Here is a 15,619-nt window from a genome sequence, read left to right as displayed (position 1 = left end):
GTCTGTAATTGTGCCGCGTGCCCTTTTAGAACAGACCGCCGCATACTTGTTACTTTCATAACTAGTTTTATTATACAACATCTTTCTGCAAATGCCAAATGGTTTTCGTAGCGAAATCCATTTTTTTGCACTTTTTTGTGAAAAACTTATCAAAAAGCCGTGCCTACTTATTGTTCAGAACCAGTTCCATGGCATGTTTGCGCGCTTCGATGCAGACATAGCCGTGATCTCCGCCGTATTCGCCGTCCAGAGTCCAGGAAATCTCCTGGTTGGACTCGATGATGATGCGGTCGGTCTTGAACGAATCGATGAGGTCTGTGTGATCCTCCTGCATCAGCAGGGACGCAATGATCTCATTCAGTTCCAGCGGGTTTTTCGGGCGTTTGATCAGGGTTACCTCGAAGAGTCCGTCATCCAGGCGTACATCCTGTCCCGGCAGGTTTTTGAAGCCGCCGACGGACTTGGCATTCGTCACCATACCGTAGATATACTCTCCCTCAAAGGTTTCCCCGTTTGCCTCGACTTTAATCCAGTACGTCGGCACATTCCAGATCCGTTTGGATCCCTCCAGCAGGTATGCCAGATGGCCGAGAATGTTTTTCATGTGCTGGTCTGTCTCATAGGAAACATCCGTGAAAAGGCCGAATGCAGCGATGTAGACAAAGCTGTCGTTGTTGAACGCTCCCACATCACAGGAATACAGGTTTCCCTCGATGATATCCTTTGCCGCCTGTACCATATCTTTCGAAATAGAAAGACTGTTTGCAAAGTCATTGGTGCTTCCGGCCGGAATATAACCGATCGGAACGCGCTGATCCACTTCCATCAGCCGCTGACAACTTCATCCAGTGTTCCGTCGCCCCCGCTGCAGACAACGAGATCCACCTGCGGCGCAAGCTCCTTTGTCTTTTCGAAACCATCTCCGACTGCCTGCGTCGGGTGGACAATGACTTCATATCCGCCTTTTACAAAAACATCGATAATTTCAAACAGTTTACTTTTAATCTGTGCTTTTCCGGAAAACGGATTAAAAATAAACAACATTTTTTTCTTGCTCTCCATGCAAATGCTCTCCTTTGTATCCCATTTTAGCTGTTCTGTATTCTGTATTGTACCTTATTCGCAAAGCAGATGCAACCCCGTACATTGCCACAATTTCGCAATTGTGTCATATAAAATATGATATACAACAAAACAGGAGCCACCTACTAAGAGGCAGCCCCTGCGGATTTCAAAACTATTTACAGATTAAACCAGCTCGATTACAACTTCCATAGCTGCATCACCTTTACGCGGTCCGATCTTGATGATACGGGTATATCCGCCGTTACGGTCTGCATATTTCGGAGCGATCTCATCGAACATTTTCTGTGGCATATCGATGGACTTGGTGTTTTTCTTGCGTCCTGCTGCTTCGGTCGGAACCTCTGTTACAGGATAGAAGAAGCTTGCCATCTGACGTCTAGCGTGAAGTCTGGACGGAAGATCTTTTTTGATCTCTTTCTGAACTTCATCGTATACGGTAACTTTTTTGCCGTCTTTTACTTCTTTCACACGTTTGCCATCAGCATCTTTGCGAGCTACTTTAGCAGTAACGGTAACGGTCTCAAAGTTATCTTTCTCTTTTACAGCCAGTGCGATCATGCTTTCAGCGATCTTACGGATCTCTTTTGCTTTGGTCTCAGTGGTAACGATTTTTCCGTGATACAGAAGGTTGGTTACCTGGTTTCTTAATAATGCTTTTCTCTGGTCAGATGTTCTGCCAAGTTTTCTATATTTTGCCATTTTAAATTTTCCTCCATTTGTGGAACCCACAAGTCATGCTGCCTCGGACTTACTGACAGGGGGTTTTCGTCTACAAATCAAACGGAAAGATAAATCGCTGTGATTTATTCTCCGTCCCCAGGACTCAGTGACAGTCCCAGTTCTTTCAGCTTTGCAAGTACCTCTTCCAGAGACTTGCGGCCCAGGTTACGAACCTTCATCATGTCTTCGGAAGTTTTGTTGCACAGCTCTTCTACGGTATTGATACCGGCACGTTTCAAGCAGTTATAGGAACGCACGGAAAGCTCAAGCTCGTCGATGTTCATCTCCAGAACTTTCTCTTTCTCATTGTCCTCTTTCTCAATCATAACTTCTGCTGTCTTCGCATTCTCAGACAGATCGATGAAGAGTTTCAGATGCTCGCTTAAAACCTTAGCTGCCAGGCTGACTGCCTCGTCCGGATCCAGTGTTCCTCTGGTGTAAACATCCAGTGTCAGTTTATCGTAATCGGTAATCTGACCTACACGGGTGTTCTCCACTTTGAGGTTTACACGCTCAACCGGTGTATAGATAGCATCCACAGCGAGAACGCCGATCGGCATGTCATCGCTCTTGCCTTTGTCAGCACTGATATAACCGCGGCCTTTTGTGATCGTCAGCTCCATGTACAGCTTGCTGTCCGGGCCGCCGTTCAGGGTTGCGATTACCTGATCCGGATTCATGATCTCAATATCCTGATCTACCTGAATATCGGATGCTCTTACAACTCCCTCGCCCTCGAACTCAATATAAGCAACTTTTGCTTCGTTGGTTTCGCTGTTATTGCGGATTGCAAGGCTCTTCAGGTTCATGATGATTTCTGTAACGTCTTCTTTTACTCCAGGGATGGAGCTGAATTCATGAAGAACGCCCTCGATTTTAACCTGGCTTACTGCTGCTCCAGGGAGGGAAGAAAGCATAATTCTGCGAAGAGAATTACCTAATGTGATACCGTAGCCTCTTTCCAGAGGTTCAACCACAAATCTGCCGTACTTCTTGTCATCAGAAATCTCAGTAATTTCAATTTTCGGTTTGTTAAAATCAAACACTCGAAAGCCCCTCCTTTTAAATTGGTTGGCTCATTACTCATGGGAATAAAGCCTTCCGCGTATGGCGATTCTTTATTTAGAATACAGCTCGACGATCTGCACTTCGTCAACCGGAACATCGATCATCTCGCGGGTAGGACGCTCTTTTACAACACCTTTGAGTGCCTCAAGATCAGCCTCGATCCATTCCGGAGTCAGACGGCCGCCTGTAACCTCTACGATGTCTTTATATCTCTGAGAGGATTTTTTACCCTCTTTGATTTCGATGGTATCACCAGCGCTTACAAGGTAAGACGGGATATTTACCTGTTTGCCGTTAACCAGAACGTGTTTGTGGTCAACGATCTGACGTGCTTCTTTTCTGGTTCTAGCCATTCCCATACGGAACAGAACGTTGTCCAGACGGAGCTCAAGAAGGATCATCAGGTTCTCACCAGTCTGTCCTTCCATTCTGTCAGCCTTTTTGTAATAGTTAACAAAAGGTTTCTCCAGAACGCCGTAGATGAATTTTGCTTTCTGTTTTTCTCTTAACTGAAGACCATACTCAGACATTTTTCTGTTTGCTCTTTTCAGCTGTCTTGTGGACTTCTTATCAATTCCAAGATATACAGGATCCATTCCGAGGGATCTGCATCTTTTCAGGACTGGTACTCTATTTACTGCCATGTTCTTAACCTCCTAATCAGACTCTTCTACGTTTTGGTGGGCGGCATCCGTTGTGCGGAACCGGTGTTACGTCGCGGATGCTTGTAACTTCAAGACCGCATGCCTGAAGGGCACGGATTGCAGCTTCACGACCTGATCCTGGTCCTTTTACCATAACGTCAACAGTCTTTAAGCCATGAACCAGCGCTGCTTTGGTAGCAGTTTCTGCAGCCATCTGAGCTGCGTATGGAGTAGATTTTCTTGAACCTCTAAATCCCAGACCGCCGGCACTTGCCCAAGAAAGAGCATTTCCTTCTGCATCAGTCAGTGTTACGATTGTATTATTGAAGGAAGACTGGATATGTGCCTGTCCGTGTTCAACGTTTTTTCTGACACGACGTTTTGTCGTTTTCTTTGTCACTTTTGCCATTTTAAAACTAACCTACACTTTCTTAATCTTATATTGGACTACTGGTTAAATTATTTCTTCTTATTTGCAACAGTTCTCTTAGGACCTTTGCGGGTTCTTGCGTTGGTCTTTGTTTTCTGACCACGAACCGGAAGGCCTTTACGATGACGGATACCTCTGTAGCATCCGATCTCCTGCAGACGTTTGATGTTCATAGCGATTTCTCTACGAAGATCTCCTTCTACAACCTGACTCTCATCGATAACTGCGCTGAGTCTCTTTACTTCATCGTCTGTCAAATCTCTGCAGCGTGTGTCCGGATTTACTCCAGCTTCTTTTAAGATACGATCTGCACTTGTTCTACCGATTCCGTAGATATAGGTCAGACCAATCTCAACACGTTTGTCTCTTGGTAAGTCTACACCAGCTATACGAGCCATGTACTTTGTCCTCCATTTTTCTAAAACATTAATATTTTCCTAATTGGGATACAGGTATGCGTGTATCCAGCCGTGTTCGCACGACCTTTCTCCTTCTGCCACCTGACAGATCGGAGTATTAAGCAATATTATAAGGGATGTCTGCGCTCCGCGCGTCCACCCGCCGGAGGTGTCCTGGCTGCAACTTGCCAGGTGTCTCACTTTATAATATTAACAGCAGAACAACGCATTCACGCGCGTCCTCGCTGCAGCCGCACTTAAAATCTGCACAATTACGATCAAGCCTAATGACGGATTAGCCCTGGCGCTGTTTGTGCTTTGGATTCTCACAAATGATTCTGATGCTACCTTTTCTTTTGATAACTTTGCATTTCTCGCAGATCGGTTTTACAGAAGATCTAACCTTCATGATGAATCCTCCTTTCTTTGCTCCTAGCGCCCCGTGTAGGGGAATTTTCTGTTGTAAACTTTTGGAATGCGTTTTCTTTTTGTGGGTTAGAAAAAAGTCCACGCGCAAAAGTTCGTTTTATAGTATAGCATTTTGTTCCCGGAAATGCAAGAAATTTTTTACATATTTTTTCATTTTTTTTTGCTCTTTTTCTGTGCATTTTTTCATCTCTCCCACTGGTAAGAAAAAAACAGGCGGGACAGATTTCTCTTCTCTATCCCGCCTGTTTTTTACAGGTAACATTTTTTTTTGCATCATGATCCTGAGTTCAGCGGTTTGTATTTGCTTGCGCATACGGATTCTGATTTTACTACATTTCCGCTTGCATCTTTATAATCACGATACGTTACATTACTCATCTCATCGATCTGCTCTACCCTTGGCTCAATGGTATAGTCGTTTTCTTTTGTTCCGAGAATTTTTACGGTCAGTGTATCACTGCTGTCCATATTCATCACAATTTTCACCGGATACTTATGATTATTTTCAAATTTGAAATCCGGTGAATCCCAGAATACGGTTGCATCCATTCCTGACGGCACATAATGTACCGGCATCGAATGGTTGGCTCTTTCCAACACATCAAGGTCTGTATACAAAATAGCGGAAAACAGTGTGGAAGACACCTGGCATTCGCCTCCTCCAAGTACCTGGACGACTTTGCCATCCTGATAGCCTGCTGCCTCCTGGTATCCTTTTTCCGCCGTTGTATCACCTACGACACCATTAAAAGAGAAGGTTTCTCCCGGCAGAACGATCTGCCCGTTGCAGATAGATGCCGTAAGTCCGACGTTGTGAATTCTTCCGCTCGTTCCACCTGCTGCGCTGGAGCTGTAACTTCCAAGCGTGTCTTTAAACAGATTTGCGTTCATCTTCTCGGTTGTAATCTCCGGCTCGGTAAAGGTAAACGGAATCGTGATATCCGTATTTTCTTCTGCACTCTCATACTCGGCTTTCGCACTGTCCGCATCCATTGAGGTTCCGTTTTTCGATGCCACAACGGAATATCCGTTGTCCGGATCCAGCGTCGCATTGACGGGATCGGTATAAATCTGGCTTGCAATTCCGGCAAAATCCGGCTCCGTCAGCTGATTTTCTGCCGTCGGGCAGGAAATTACATCCTGGAAATTCATTGCTGTCACATTCGTCTGGATCTGCTGTTTTAAAGCATCCACATCCGGTCTGGTTCCGGAAATGCCTTTATGCACGATCAGGCCGGTATCTGTTACTTCATATGTAGTATCCTGCATGGAGTTGTAATCCTGAATGCCGGATGCCTGTACAATTCCTTCCACCTCATCTGGATGGGCCACAGTCGGCTGCACATCATAGGAAAGTTTCTCTGCCTTTCCCCGTTTCATCTCGACCCACTCCAGACCGCGAACCAGAAGATTTCCATGGCCTTTTTCATATGCTTTTTCAATTTCTGCGGAAGCATCCATCCCCAGCATTGGAAATACGTTCATCGTATACTGCTGACCATCCAGCTCAACGGTAACAGCTGTATCTTTATAATCTTCTTCAAACTTCTGTTCCACTGTCTGTGCAGCTTTTTTTTTGCTCATTCCCTGAATGTTTACTCCGTTAATAGAAGCATCTGCCAGATTTTGTCATCCTCGATGATCAGACAGAAGATTCCATATGCAGCGGCAAGTAAAACAATCACTGCAATTACGCAGAGTGCTGCAACAAGGCCTTTTTTCTTTTTCTTTCCCATTTTTGTCATTGCACATTTTCCTTTCCTGTTATCTGTAAGGAGCAGCGATGCCATTGCTGCAGATCCGAATTATTTTTCAGACTGCAGCCTGCTGTTTCATAAAATGTTTCCTTGATTTCTGCCGGTGCATGGATTTTACCACACCGCCCAGGAGACCCTTCCCGGTAAAATTTCCCCGTAAAGTTTCTCTATTGCATTGTATCACATTATTTTGAGAATTCAACCAAATATTTCAACTTCACACAGAATTCACGAACATATATTCTTCTGTCGCTTTCGAGCCCTCATCTGTCATTTTCACGGTTTTCCGGCCGCTCTTTTCTCCTGTCTTTTCACTTTTTCTTTTTTTTCTGACGGTTTAAAAATTTTGTTTCAAAAGTGCACAAATTCTCCTGGTTTTTACAAAAAGTTTTCATAAAATTTTATACTTTTTTCATTGCTTTTTCTATTAAAATATTGCATAATACATCTGGAAGGTTTCAAAAGGGACTGAAAAGAAATTCAGATGCCCGCCGCCGCGGATGCTGCAGGGTTTGCAGACTGGTGCTTGCTTTGTGGCTGTCAGAAATCTGAAGGCCGGTGATCGAAATCTTTGTTCTGTAGAACGGTTACTGTTATTGGGGATGAATACAGAGAAACACATACAGAGAAAAAGCCATCCGGCATGCCGGATGGCTTTTTTTATCGTATTTCTTATTTATCTCTCCAGATAATACGTCCCTTGTCCAGATCGTATGGGGACAGCTCGATAGTTACTTTGTCTCCCGGAAGAATACGGATAAAGTTCATACGCAGCTTTCCGCTGATATGAGCCAGTACAACGTGTTTATTTTCCAGTTCTACTTTAAACATTGCGTTTGGTAATTTCTCGAGGACAGTTCCCTCTACCTCAATTACATCTGCCTTAGACATTGATTAATCCTCCTTCAACTCTTTGCAACTTTTTTCTTTTAATGCCTTACGGATATCTTCATCACGAACCGCATCCGTCATTTCGTAATCCGGCTGTACGTGAATCAGCTTCTTCTTTTTCGGCCGGTTGGCGGTACGGATTTTTCCGTCCACCAGGAATACGTATGGCTCCTGTACATCCGAAATCACATACAGCCTTCCTTTATCGTGGCCGGCCAGGCTTCTGGCAAACATTCCTTTCACAATCGGTTTCATAAATCCTCCTCCGTATGCGAAAGTGTCAGAATTTCCGGTTCTCCCTCCGTAATCAGAATCGTGTTCTCATAATGTGCGGCAAGAGAGCCGTCTTCTGTCACAACGGTCCAGTCATCATCCAGCCATCTGACTGCATAGCCTCCGGCTGTGATCATCGGCTCGATGGCGAGCGTCATGCCAGGCTGCAGACGGACGCCGCGGCTTGGCTGTGCGAAGTTCGGCACTGCCGGATCTTCGTGCAGGTGCGTTCCGATGCCGTGGCCTACCAGGTCGCGGACAACGCCGTAGCCGAAGCTCTCTGCGTATGCACCGATCGCCGCCGAAATCTCATGAAGATGATGGCCTGCTTTTGCGTATTTGATTCCTTCAAAAAAGGCCTGGCGTGTTACTTCCACCAGTTTTCTTGCCTCCGGCGAGATCTCACCGACCGCGTGTGTGCGGGCTGCGTCGGAATGGTATCCTTCATAGATAAGTCCCGCATCCAGGCTGACAATGTCGCCCTCTTTCAGAATCCGTTTTTTACTTGGGATTCCGTGAACCACTTCTTCGTTCACAGAAACGCAGATCGAAGCCGGATACCCATTATAGTTTAAAAAGTTGGGAGTGCATCCGAAGCTGCGGATCATCTCTTCTCCGAGCTTGTTGATTTCCCAGGTTGACATTCCCGGATGGATGGCGCGGCCTAATTCATCGTGTACCTTCTCCAGCAGTTCACCGGCACGGCGCATTTTTTCAATTTCCCGGGCAGTTTTAATTGATATGGACATCCTTTACGCTCCTAAAATCTTTACTATATCCTGAAATACCACGTTGATATCCTGGGTTCCGTCAACTTCCACCAGAACATTGGCTTTCTTATAGTAGTCAATCAGAGGCTGTGTCTGAGCATGGTATACAGACAGTCTCTTCTGTACGGTCTCAGGTTTATCGTCATCACGAAGAACCAGCTCGCCGCCGCAGGTATCGCATACATCTTCTACCTTTGGTGCGTTAAATTCTACATGATACGTTGCTCCGCATCCGATGCAGGCACGGCGTCCGCCCATACGGTGAACGATATTTTCATCCGGTACTTCTACATTGATTGCGTAGTCAATTTTCTCTCCGCGTGCTTCCAGGGCTTTGGTCAGTGCCTCTGCCTGCGGAATCGTTCTTGGGAAGCCATCCAGCACGTAGCCCTTTGCTGCGTCCGGTTTGGAAATACGGTCTACAACAAGATCGCAGGTCAGCTCGTCCGGAACGAGTTCTCCCTTGTCCATGAATGCTTTCGCTTTCTTTCCAAGCTCGGTTCCCTCTTTGATATTTGCGCGGAAGATATCGCCGGTTGAAATATGAGGAATCTCATATTTTGCAGCGATCTGTTTTGCCTGTGTACCTTTTCCGGCACCAGGTGCCCCCAACATAATAATTTTCATGCGCTTTTCCTCCCATGTTTGAATTTGCAGCAATCCGCTGCGTGTAATTTACCCTATTATACCATAAAGTAAACCACAATAGCAAAAATTTTCTCTGTTAAAGCCTCTTTAAAAGCGCTTTAAACAAAAGAAAGGGCCTGTCTTATCCAGACAGTCCCTCTTATGCCTTAATCGTTTAAGAATCCTTTGTAATTGCGTACCAGCATCATGGATTCAATCTGTTTTAAGGTTTCCAGAATTACGCTGGCAATAATGATCAGAGAAGTACCTCCAAAGGATACATTCGCTTTGAAAAATCCATTAAAGAAAAATGGAATCACTGCAACAATGGTAAGACCTGCTGCACCGATAAAAATAATATAGCTGAGCAGATTGTTCAGATAATCTACCGTGGATTTACCCGGGCGGATGCCTGGGATAAAGCCGCCCTGTTTTTTCATGTTATCTGCAACTTCCATCGGGTTGAAGGTGATGGAGGTATAGAAATAAGCGAAGAAAATAACAAGGACAATGTAGAGAATCAGGCCCAGCGAAGCAACTGGATTGGTTTTATCAAACCAGTTGTTGGAATTCAGCATCTTGATCAGCGTTCCGCCGATGCCTTTGATATCCGACTTTCCGACAAACGACAGGATAATCGATGGGAAAGACATGATGGATGATGCAAAGATGATCGGGATAACGCCCGCTGTATTTACCTTCAGCGGAATATTGGATGACTGTCCGCCAACCATTTTTCTTCCGGCCATTTTCTTGGAATACTGTACCGGAATTCTTCTCTCAGCGCCATTCAGGATCAGTACCAGCACAACAACAGCGATGATCACAACAGCGATGATAATCCACATCAGCAGACCACGCGCGATGGTTTTGCCTTTTACGAAGGTTTCGTAAAGGGTTACCATATCCTGCGGGATTCTGGAAAGGATGTTGATTAACAGGACCATAGAAATACCATTTCCAACGCCCTTGTCGTTGATCTGTTCTCCCACCCACATAAGGAAGGCAGAACCGGCTGTCAGAGCTGCCACTACAACAATCACATTAACTGCGTTAAAAGTGGTGAGGAGTCCCTGGCGTCCAAAGCCTACTGCCATGGCAACAGACTCAAACAATGCAAGACCTACTGTCACATAACGAGTAATCGCAGTCATTTTCTTTCTTCCCTCTTCGCCGTCACGCTGCATTTCCTCAAGTCGTGGAATTGCAATGGTGAGCAGCTGAATAATGATGGAAGAAGTAATGTACGGTGTAATACTCAGAGCAAAGATGGAGAAACGGTCGAAACCGCCGCCCGTGAATGCATTCAGGAAACTGAATGCCTCATTCGTATTATTTGCAAAATAATTCGCAAAAAAGCTTGTATTGACACCCGGTACAGGCATCTGAGAGCCTAACCGGATGACAACAAGCATCATAAGCACATAAAATATTTTGCGACGAACATCTTTGACCTTAAATGCATTGATAAAGGTCTTAAACATTAGATCACCTCGACTGTTCCACCTGCCGCTTCAATTTTTGCCTTTGCGCTCTCGCTGAAAGCATTTGCTTTTACAGTGAGTTTTTTGGTGACTTCACCGTTTCCAAGGATTTTTACGCCATCTCTCGGATTGGAAACAAGACCAGTCTCAATCATAGTTTCTACGGTTACAACAGCTCCATCCTCATAACGATTCAGAGCATCTACATTGATTCCAACGATTTCCTTGGAGTTTCTGTTTTTGAAACCTCTCTTCGGAAGACGTCTGTATAAAGGCATCTGACCACCTTCAAAGCCCGGTCTCGGTGCTCCGGAACGTGCTTTCTGTCCTTTGTGGCCTTTACCTGCTGTTTTACCATTTCCTGAACCATGTCCACGGCCTCTGCGGAAGTTATCGTTCTGTCTGGAACCTTCAGCCGGCTGTAAATTAGATAAGTCCATTACGGTACCTCCTTATGCTTCTTCTACTTTAACCAGGTAAGAAACCTGATTAACCATGCCGCGAACTGCTGCGTTATCCGGCAGTTCTACCGTCTTGTTAACTTTTTTCAGACCCAGTGCTTCCACGGTTCTTCTGTGTTTCGGAACACATCCGATCGGGGATTTCACCAGTGTTACTTTTAATTTATCTGCCATTTTTCACATCCTCCTTAAGCAAAGATCTCGTTTGTAGATTTGCCGCGAAGTCTTGCTACTTCTTCTGGAGTCTTCAGCTCAGACAGACCAGCGATGGTAGCCAGAACTACGTTCTGCTTATTTCTGGATCCAAGGGATTTTGTACGGATGTTCTTAATACCAGCTAACTCGATTACGGCACGGGCTGGGCCACCAGCGATGACACCAGTACCTTCAGGAGCTTTCTTCAACAGAACCTCTGCGCTTCCGAATTTACCTACGTAGTCATGAGTGATACTTCCGTTCTCATTGATTGCTACGCTTACCAGTTTCTTCATAGCGTCTTCTTTACCTTTGCGGATAGCTTCCGGAATCTCGGCTGCTTTTCCAAGGCCTGCGCCTACGTGTCCATTGCCGTCGCCGACAACTACTAAAGCTGTGAAACGGAAGTTACGACCACCTTTAACAACTTTTGTAACACGCTTAATTGATACGACTTTTTCTTCCAGTTCGAACTGGCTTGCATCAATAATTGTATGCTTCATGTGTTCTTTTCCTTCCTTTCTTAGAATACCAGCCCAGCTTCTCTAGCTGCGTCTGCGAATGCCTGGATTTTTCCCTGGTAGATGAATCCGCCACGGTCAAATACAACTTCAGTAATACCTGCTTCTACAGCTTTCTTTCCAAGAACGGTTCCAAGATATGCTGCTGCATCTACATTGTTGGTTTTCTCAAGCTCTGCTTTAACATCTTTCTGAAGAGTAGAAGCAGAAACTAAAGTATTTCCAATCGTATCGTCGATAATCTGAGCATACATATGGTTATTGCTGCGGAATACACACAGACGCGGACGCTGTGCAGTACCTACGATATGATTACGTAATCTTCTATGCTTTTTCTGGCGCATCTGCGCTCTTGATACTTTACTAATCATGTTCACACTCTCCTTAATTATTTCTTACCAGTCTTACCAACTTTACGTCTGATCACTTCATCAGCATACTTGATTCCCTTGCCCTTGTATGGCTCAGGTCTTCTCTTGTCTCTGATTTCAGCGGCATACTGGCCAACTTTCTCTTTGCTGATACCGGAAACAATGATCTTGTTGCCGTCTACAGCGGAGGAGAGTCCTTCCGGATCGATCATCTCTACCGGATGAGAATATCCAAGAGACAGAACTAATTTGTTGCCCTGTTTTGCAGCTCTGTAACCTACACCGTTTACTTCCAGTGTTTTGGTATAGCCTTCGCTAACACCAATTACCATGTTGTGGATCAGAGTTCTGGTCAGACCATGAAGAGCTTTCATTTTCTTCAGATCGTTCGGTCTTGTAACTACTACGTGTCCGTCTTCCAGTTTGATGGTCATTTCAGACGGGAGAGTTCTCTCTAATGTTCCTTTTGGTCCTTTTACTACAACGTGGTTGTTTTCCTGGATGTCTACTGTTACACCTGCAGGAATTGCCACTGGCAGTCTTCCAATACGTGACATACCAATTTCCTCCTATTAACTTAGATTTTCGGAGAGAGCCTTACGCTCTCTCTGTTTTCAGTTGCTTTGTTTCGTTTCAGATTACCAAACGAATGCCAGAACCTCGCCGCCGACCTGCAGCTTACGAGCTTCTTTATCGGTGATAACACCCTGGTTTGTGGAAAGAATAGCGATTCCAAGTCCGCCAAGTACTCTCGGCAGCTCATCTTTGCCAACATAGATTCTCAGACCCGGTTTGGAGATTCTCTTCAGACCGGTGATGATCTTCTCGTTTTTGTCAGCGCCGTATTTCAGGGTGATGTGCATATTCTGGAATGCACCCTCATCGCTGAGTTCATATTTTGCAATGTATCCCTCGTTTACCAGGATATCAGCGATTGCGATTTTCATTTTGGATGCCGGAACATCTACTGTATCATGTTTTGCAGTGTTAGCGTTACGGATTCTTGTAAGCATATCTGCAATCGGATCACTCATACTCATTTGAATTTGCCTCCTTCTAAAATTTTACCAACTAGCTTTCTTAACGCCAGGAATCTGGCCTTTGTATGCTAATTCACGGAAGCAGATTCTGCAGATTCCGTATTTTCTTAAATATGCGTGTGGACGGCCACAAATTCTGCAACGATTGTATTCTCTTGTAGAGAATTTAGCTTTGCGCTGCTGTTTGATTTTCATTGCTGTTTTAGCCATGAATCAATTCCTCCTATTACTTTGCGAATGGCATGTTGAATAATGTCAGTAATTCACGAGCTTCTTCATCTGTGTTAGCAGTGGTAACGAAGATAATGTCCATACCTCTGACTTTATCAACTTTATCATACTCGATCTCTGGGAAAATCAGCTGCTCTTTGATACCAAGAGCATAGTTTCCTCTGCCATCGAAAGCGTTCGGATTTACGCCGCGGAAGTCACGTACACGAGGCAGTGCCAGGTTGATCAGGCGGTCTGCGAACTCGTACATTTTCTCGCCACGAAGGGTAACTTTGCATCCGATCGGCATACCCTCACGGATTTTAAAGTTTGCTACGGAATTTTTCGCTTTGGTGGTAACTGCTTTCTGTCCGGTGATAGCTTCCATATCACTGATTGCAGCGTCCAGAAGTTTAGCGTTCTCCTTAGCTTCACCAACACCCATGTTGATTACGATTTTGGAGAGCTTCGGCACTTCCATCACGTTTTTGTATCCAAATTTTTTGGTCATTGCATCAACGATCTGCTCGTTGTAAAGATCTTTCAGTCTACTCACGGTTTTGCCTCCTCTCTTCCTTAATCAATTACTGCGCCGTTCAGCTCTTTTGCTTTTGCAACGCGGGTTCTAACAGCTTTTGTTTTGCCGTTTTTCTCAACCATCTCAACTTTGATTCCAACGCGGGTCGGAACTCCTTTTACAACCAGCATTACGTTGGATGCATCGATAGGAGCTTCTTTGTTAACGATTCCGCCCTGCTGATTGCTCATAGACGGTTTCTCATGCTTTGTAATCATGTTTACGCCTTCAACAACAACACGGTTGTTCTTTACGTCAACGCTGACCACTTTGCCGGTTTTGTCTTTATCTTTGCCGGCGATTACCTTTACGGTATCGCCTTTTTTAATCTTCATTGACATAGCTGTCCTCCTATAATACTTCCGGAGCTAAGGAAACAATCTTCATGAACTGTTTCTCACGAAGCTCTCTGGCTACTGGTCCAAAAATACGGGTTCCTTTTGGAGTTTTGTCATCTTTGATAATAACTGCTGCGTTCTCATCAAATTTGATGTAAGAACCGTCTTTACGGCGAGCGCCTTTTACGCTTCTTACAACAACAGCTTTTACTACGTCACCTTTTTTAACAACGCCGCCTGGTGTTGCATCTTTAACCGAAGCAACGATTACATCACCAATGTTGGCATATCTTCTTGTAGAACCGCCCATAACACGAATGCATAAGATTTCTTTTGCACCGGTGTTGTCAGCGACTTTCAGTCTAGTTTCCTGCTGAATCATGCTGGTATTCCTCCTTTAGCATTCTGATCTCTTATTTATTTCGCTTTTTCAACGATCTCCACAAGTCTCCATCTCTTATCTTTGGATAAAGGTCTTGTTTCCATAACACGTACGGTATCACCTACATGGCACTCGTTGTTTGCATCGTGAGCTTTCAGCTTGTATGTGCTTTTTACAATTTTCTTGTACAGAGGATGTTTTACATGGTCTTCGATGGCAACCACGATAGTCTTATCCATCTTATCGCTGACAACTTTGCCCACGCGAGTTTTTCTAAGATTTCTTTCTTCCACGATATTTTCCTCCTAATTACTCAGCTGCGTTTGCCTTCTGGGCAATAACAGTCTGGATTCTTGCAATATTTTTGCGAACCTCTTTGATTCGGCTTGTATTGTCAAGCTGGTTGGTTGCATTCTGGAATCTTAAATTGAAGAGTTCCTTTTTAGCAGCTACTAATTCGTCATTCAGCTCAGCTGCGCTCTTTGTATTTAAATCTTTTACAAATTCGTTAGTTTTCACTGTTATCACCGCCTTCTAAGTCTGCACGAGAAACAACTTTGCATTTACATGGTAACTTATGCATGGCAAGACGTAATGCCTCGCGGGCTGTTTCTTCCGGAACACCTGCGATTTCGAACATTACACGGCCTGGTTTTACTACTGCTACCCAGTACTCCAGAGAACCTTTTCCGGAACCCATTCGGGTTTCAGCCGGCTGTGCGGTTACTGGTTTGTCCGGGAAAATTTTGATCCAAACTTTACCACCACGTTTGATGTAACGTGTCATGGCGATACGGGCTGCCTCGATCTGGTTGGATTTGATCCAGCATGGCTCAAGGGCTACGAGACCAAATTCACCGTAGTTAATTTTGTTTCCTCTGAGGGCTTTACCCTTCATGGAACCACGGAACTGTTTACGACGTTTTACTCTCTTCGGCATTAACATA

27 protein-coding genes and 1 pseudogene are annotated in these 15,619 nt (G+C 44.8%); all 28 read right to left on the bottom strand.

Annotated elements, in window-relative coordinates; all coding sequences use genetic code 11:
- Positions 1-163: 163 nt before the first annotated feature.
- A pseudogene (locus DXA55_RS03325) lies at positions 164-1,062 on the bottom strand (diacylglycerol/lipid kinase family protein).
- A 186-nt stretch (positions 1,063-1,248) separates the two neighbouring features.
- Positions 1,249-1,785, bottom strand: coding sequence for a bL17 family ribosomal protein (locus DXA55_RS03320; protein WP_022461577.1), 537 nt, complete (start codon positions 1,783-1,785; stop codon positions 1,249-1,251).
- A gap of 104 nt (positions 1,786-1,889) precedes the next feature.
- Positions 1,890-2,852 carry a DNA-directed RNA polymerase subunit alpha gene (locus tag DXA55_RS03315; RefSeq protein WP_022461576.1) on the bottom strand — a complete coding sequence of 321 codons (963 nt, stop codon included), beginning with the start codon at positions 2,850-2,852 and terminating at the stop codon, positions 1,890-1,892.
- A gap of 72 nt (positions 2,853-2,924) precedes the next feature.
- Positions 2,925-3,518 (bottom strand): 30S ribosomal protein S4, encoded by a 594-nt coding sequence (gene rpsD / locus DXA55_RS03310; RefSeq protein ID WP_022461575.1) that lies wholly within the window; start codon positions 3,516-3,518, stop codon positions 2,925-2,927.
- A gap of 16 nt (positions 3,519-3,534) precedes the next feature.
- Positions 3,535-3,927 carry a 30S ribosomal protein S11 gene (gene rpsK / locus DXA55_RS03305; RefSeq protein ID WP_022461574.1) on the bottom strand — a complete coding sequence of 131 codons (393 nt, stop codon included), beginning with the start codon at positions 3,925-3,927 and terminating at the stop codon, positions 3,535-3,537.
- Positions 3,928-3,977: 50 nt separating this feature from the next.
- Positions 3,978-4,346 (bottom strand): 30S ribosomal protein S13, encoded by a 369-nt coding sequence (rpsM, locus tag DXA55_RS03300; RefSeq protein WP_022461573.1) that lies wholly within the window; start codon positions 4,344-4,346, stop codon positions 3,978-3,980.
- Between the two features lie 295 nt (positions 4,347-4,641).
- Complete coding sequence (gene rpmJ, locus DXA55_RS03295) at positions 4,642-4,755, bottom strand: 50S ribosomal protein L36 (RefSeq protein WP_003022746.1); 114 nt, start codon at positions 4,753-4,755, stop codon at positions 4,642-4,644.
- Positions 4,745-4,954: a hypothetical protein gene (locus DXA55_RS16955; protein ID WP_055266982.1), complete on the bottom strand. Its 210-nt coding sequence runs from the start codon at positions 4,952-4,954 to the stop codon at positions 4,745-4,747. The genes rpmJ and DXA55_RS16955 overlap by 11 nt, the downstream gene beginning before the upstream one ends.
- Before the next feature lie 94 nt (positions 4,955-5,048).
- Positions 5,049-6,359, bottom strand: coding sequence for a VanW family protein (locus tag DXA55_RS03290; protein ID WP_117813024.1), 1,311 nt, complete (start codon positions 6,357-6,359; stop codon positions 5,049-5,051).
- A gap of 11 nt (positions 6,360-6,370) precedes the next feature.
- Positions 6,371-6,520 (bottom strand): hypothetical protein, encoded by a 150-nt coding sequence (locus tag DXA55_RS17010; protein WP_158565023.1) that lies wholly within the window; start codon positions 6,518-6,520, stop codon positions 6,371-6,373.
- Positions 6,521-7,204: 684 nt separating this feature from the next.
- Positions 7,205-7,423, bottom strand: coding sequence for a translation initiation factor IF-1 (infA, locus tag DXA55_RS03280; RefSeq protein ID WP_022461642.1), 219 nt, complete (start codon positions 7,421-7,423; stop codon positions 7,205-7,207).
- A 3-nt stretch (positions 7,424-7,426) separates the two neighbouring features.
- Positions 7,427-7,678: a KOW domain-containing RNA-binding protein gene (locus DXA55_RS03275; RefSeq protein WP_055220745.1), complete on the bottom strand. Its 252-nt coding sequence runs from the start codon at positions 7,676-7,678 to the stop codon at positions 7,427-7,429.
- A complete protein-coding gene (gene map, locus DXA55_RS03270) occupies positions 7,675-8,445 on the bottom strand; it encodes a type I methionyl aminopeptidase (protein WP_022461644.1) in 771 nt (256 codons plus the stop codon). Before map ends, DXA55_RS03275 begins: the two co-directional genes overlap by 4 nt.
- A 3-nt stretch (positions 8,446-8,448) precedes the next feature.
- Positions 8,449-9,093, bottom strand: a complete 645-nt coding sequence (locus tag DXA55_RS03265) for an adenylate kinase (protein WP_022461645.1) — start codon at positions 9,091-9,093, stop codon at positions 8,449-8,451.
- Between the two features lie 167 nt (positions 9,094-9,260).
- Complete coding sequence (gene secY / locus DXA55_RS03260) at positions 9,261-10,577, bottom strand: preprotein translocase subunit SecY (RefSeq protein ID WP_022461646.1); 1,317 nt, start codon at positions 10,575-10,577, stop codon at positions 9,261-9,263.
- Positions 10,577-11,017 carry a 50S ribosomal protein L15 gene (rplO, locus tag DXA55_RS03255; RefSeq protein ID WP_022461647.1) on the bottom strand — a complete coding sequence of 147 codons (441 nt, stop codon included), beginning with the start codon at positions 11,015-11,017 and terminating at the stop codon, positions 10,577-10,579. Before rplO ends, secY begins: the two co-directional genes overlap by 1 nt.
- 12 nt (positions 11,018-11,029) lie before the next feature.
- Positions 11,030-11,212, bottom strand: coding sequence for a 50S ribosomal protein L30 (gene rpmD, locus DXA55_RS03250; protein WP_022461648.1), 183 nt, complete (start codon positions 11,210-11,212; stop codon positions 11,030-11,032).
- A 14-nt stretch (positions 11,213-11,226) separates the two neighbouring features.
- Entirely contained in the window at positions 11,227-11,736 is a 510-nt protein-coding gene (gene rpsE, locus DXA55_RS03245; RefSeq protein WP_022461649.1) for a 30S ribosomal protein S5, read from the bottom strand.
- Positions 11,737-11,756: 20 nt separating this feature from the next.
- The gene (gene rplR, locus DXA55_RS03240; RefSeq protein ID WP_022461650.1) at positions 11,757-12,125 is read right to left on the bottom strand and encodes a 50S ribosomal protein L18; all 369 of its coding nucleotides are present in this window, start codon (positions 12,123-12,125) and stop codon (positions 11,757-11,759) included.
- A 17-nt stretch (positions 12,126-12,142) separates the two neighbouring features.
- Positions 12,143-12,682, bottom strand: a complete 540-nt coding sequence (gene rplF, locus DXA55_RS03235; protein WP_022461651.1) for a 50S ribosomal protein L6 — start codon at positions 12,680-12,682, stop codon at positions 12,143-12,145.
- Between the two features lie 81 nt (positions 12,683-12,763).
- Entirely contained in the window at positions 12,764-13,165 is a 402-nt protein-coding gene (gene rpsH / locus DXA55_RS03230; RefSeq protein WP_022461652.1) for a 30S ribosomal protein S8, read from the bottom strand.
- Between the two features lie 24 nt (positions 13,166-13,189).
- Positions 13,190-13,375, bottom strand: coding sequence for a type Z 30S ribosomal protein S14 (locus tag DXA55_RS03225; RefSeq protein WP_022461653.1), 186 nt, complete (start codon positions 13,373-13,375; stop codon positions 13,190-13,192).
- A 16-nt stretch (positions 13,376-13,391) separates the two neighbouring features.
- On the bottom strand, positions 13,392-13,931 hold the full coding sequence (gene rplE, locus DXA55_RS03220) for a 50S ribosomal protein L5 (protein ID WP_022461654.1): 540 nt from the start codon (positions 13,929-13,931) through the stop codon (positions 13,392-13,394).
- Positions 13,932-13,951: 20 nt separating this feature from the next.
- Positions 13,952-14,293 (bottom strand): 50S ribosomal protein L24, encoded by a 342-nt coding sequence (rplX, locus tag DXA55_RS03215; protein WP_022461655.1) that lies wholly within the window; start codon positions 14,291-14,293, stop codon positions 13,952-13,954.
- 10 nt (positions 14,294-14,303) lie between these two features.
- Positions 14,304-14,672, bottom strand: coding sequence for a 50S ribosomal protein L14 (gene rplN, locus DXA55_RS03210; RefSeq protein WP_022461656.1), 369 nt, complete (start codon positions 14,670-14,672; stop codon positions 14,304-14,306).
- A gap of 35 nt (positions 14,673-14,707) precedes the next feature.
- The gene (rpsQ, locus tag DXA55_RS03205; protein ID WP_022461657.1) at positions 14,708-14,965 is read right to left on the bottom strand and encodes a 30S ribosomal protein S17; all 258 of its coding nucleotides are present in this window, start codon (positions 14,963-14,965) and stop codon (positions 14,708-14,710) included.
- Positions 14,966-14,981: 16 nt separating this feature from the next.
- The gene (rpmC, locus tag DXA55_RS03200) at positions 14,982-15,191 is read right to left on the bottom strand and encodes a 50S ribosomal protein L29 (RefSeq protein ID WP_022461658.1); all 210 of its coding nucleotides are present in this window, start codon (positions 15,189-15,191) and stop codon (positions 14,982-14,984) included.
- Entirely contained in the window at positions 15,181-15,618 is a 438-nt protein-coding gene (gene rplP, locus DXA55_RS03195) for a 50S ribosomal protein L16 (protein WP_022461659.1), read from the bottom strand. Before rplP ends, rpmC begins: the two co-directional genes overlap by 11 nt.
- Between the last annotated feature and the right edge of the window lies 1 nt (position 15,619).

The sequence above is a fragment of the Blautia sp. OF03-13 genome (assembly GCF_003460685.1).
GTDB lineage: Bacteria > Bacillota > Clostridia > Lachnospirales > Lachnospiraceae > Fusicatenibacter > Fusicatenibacter saccharivorans.
Note: the sequence above shows the minus strand (reverse complement) of the source record. Positions and strands in the feature narration are given on the sequence as shown.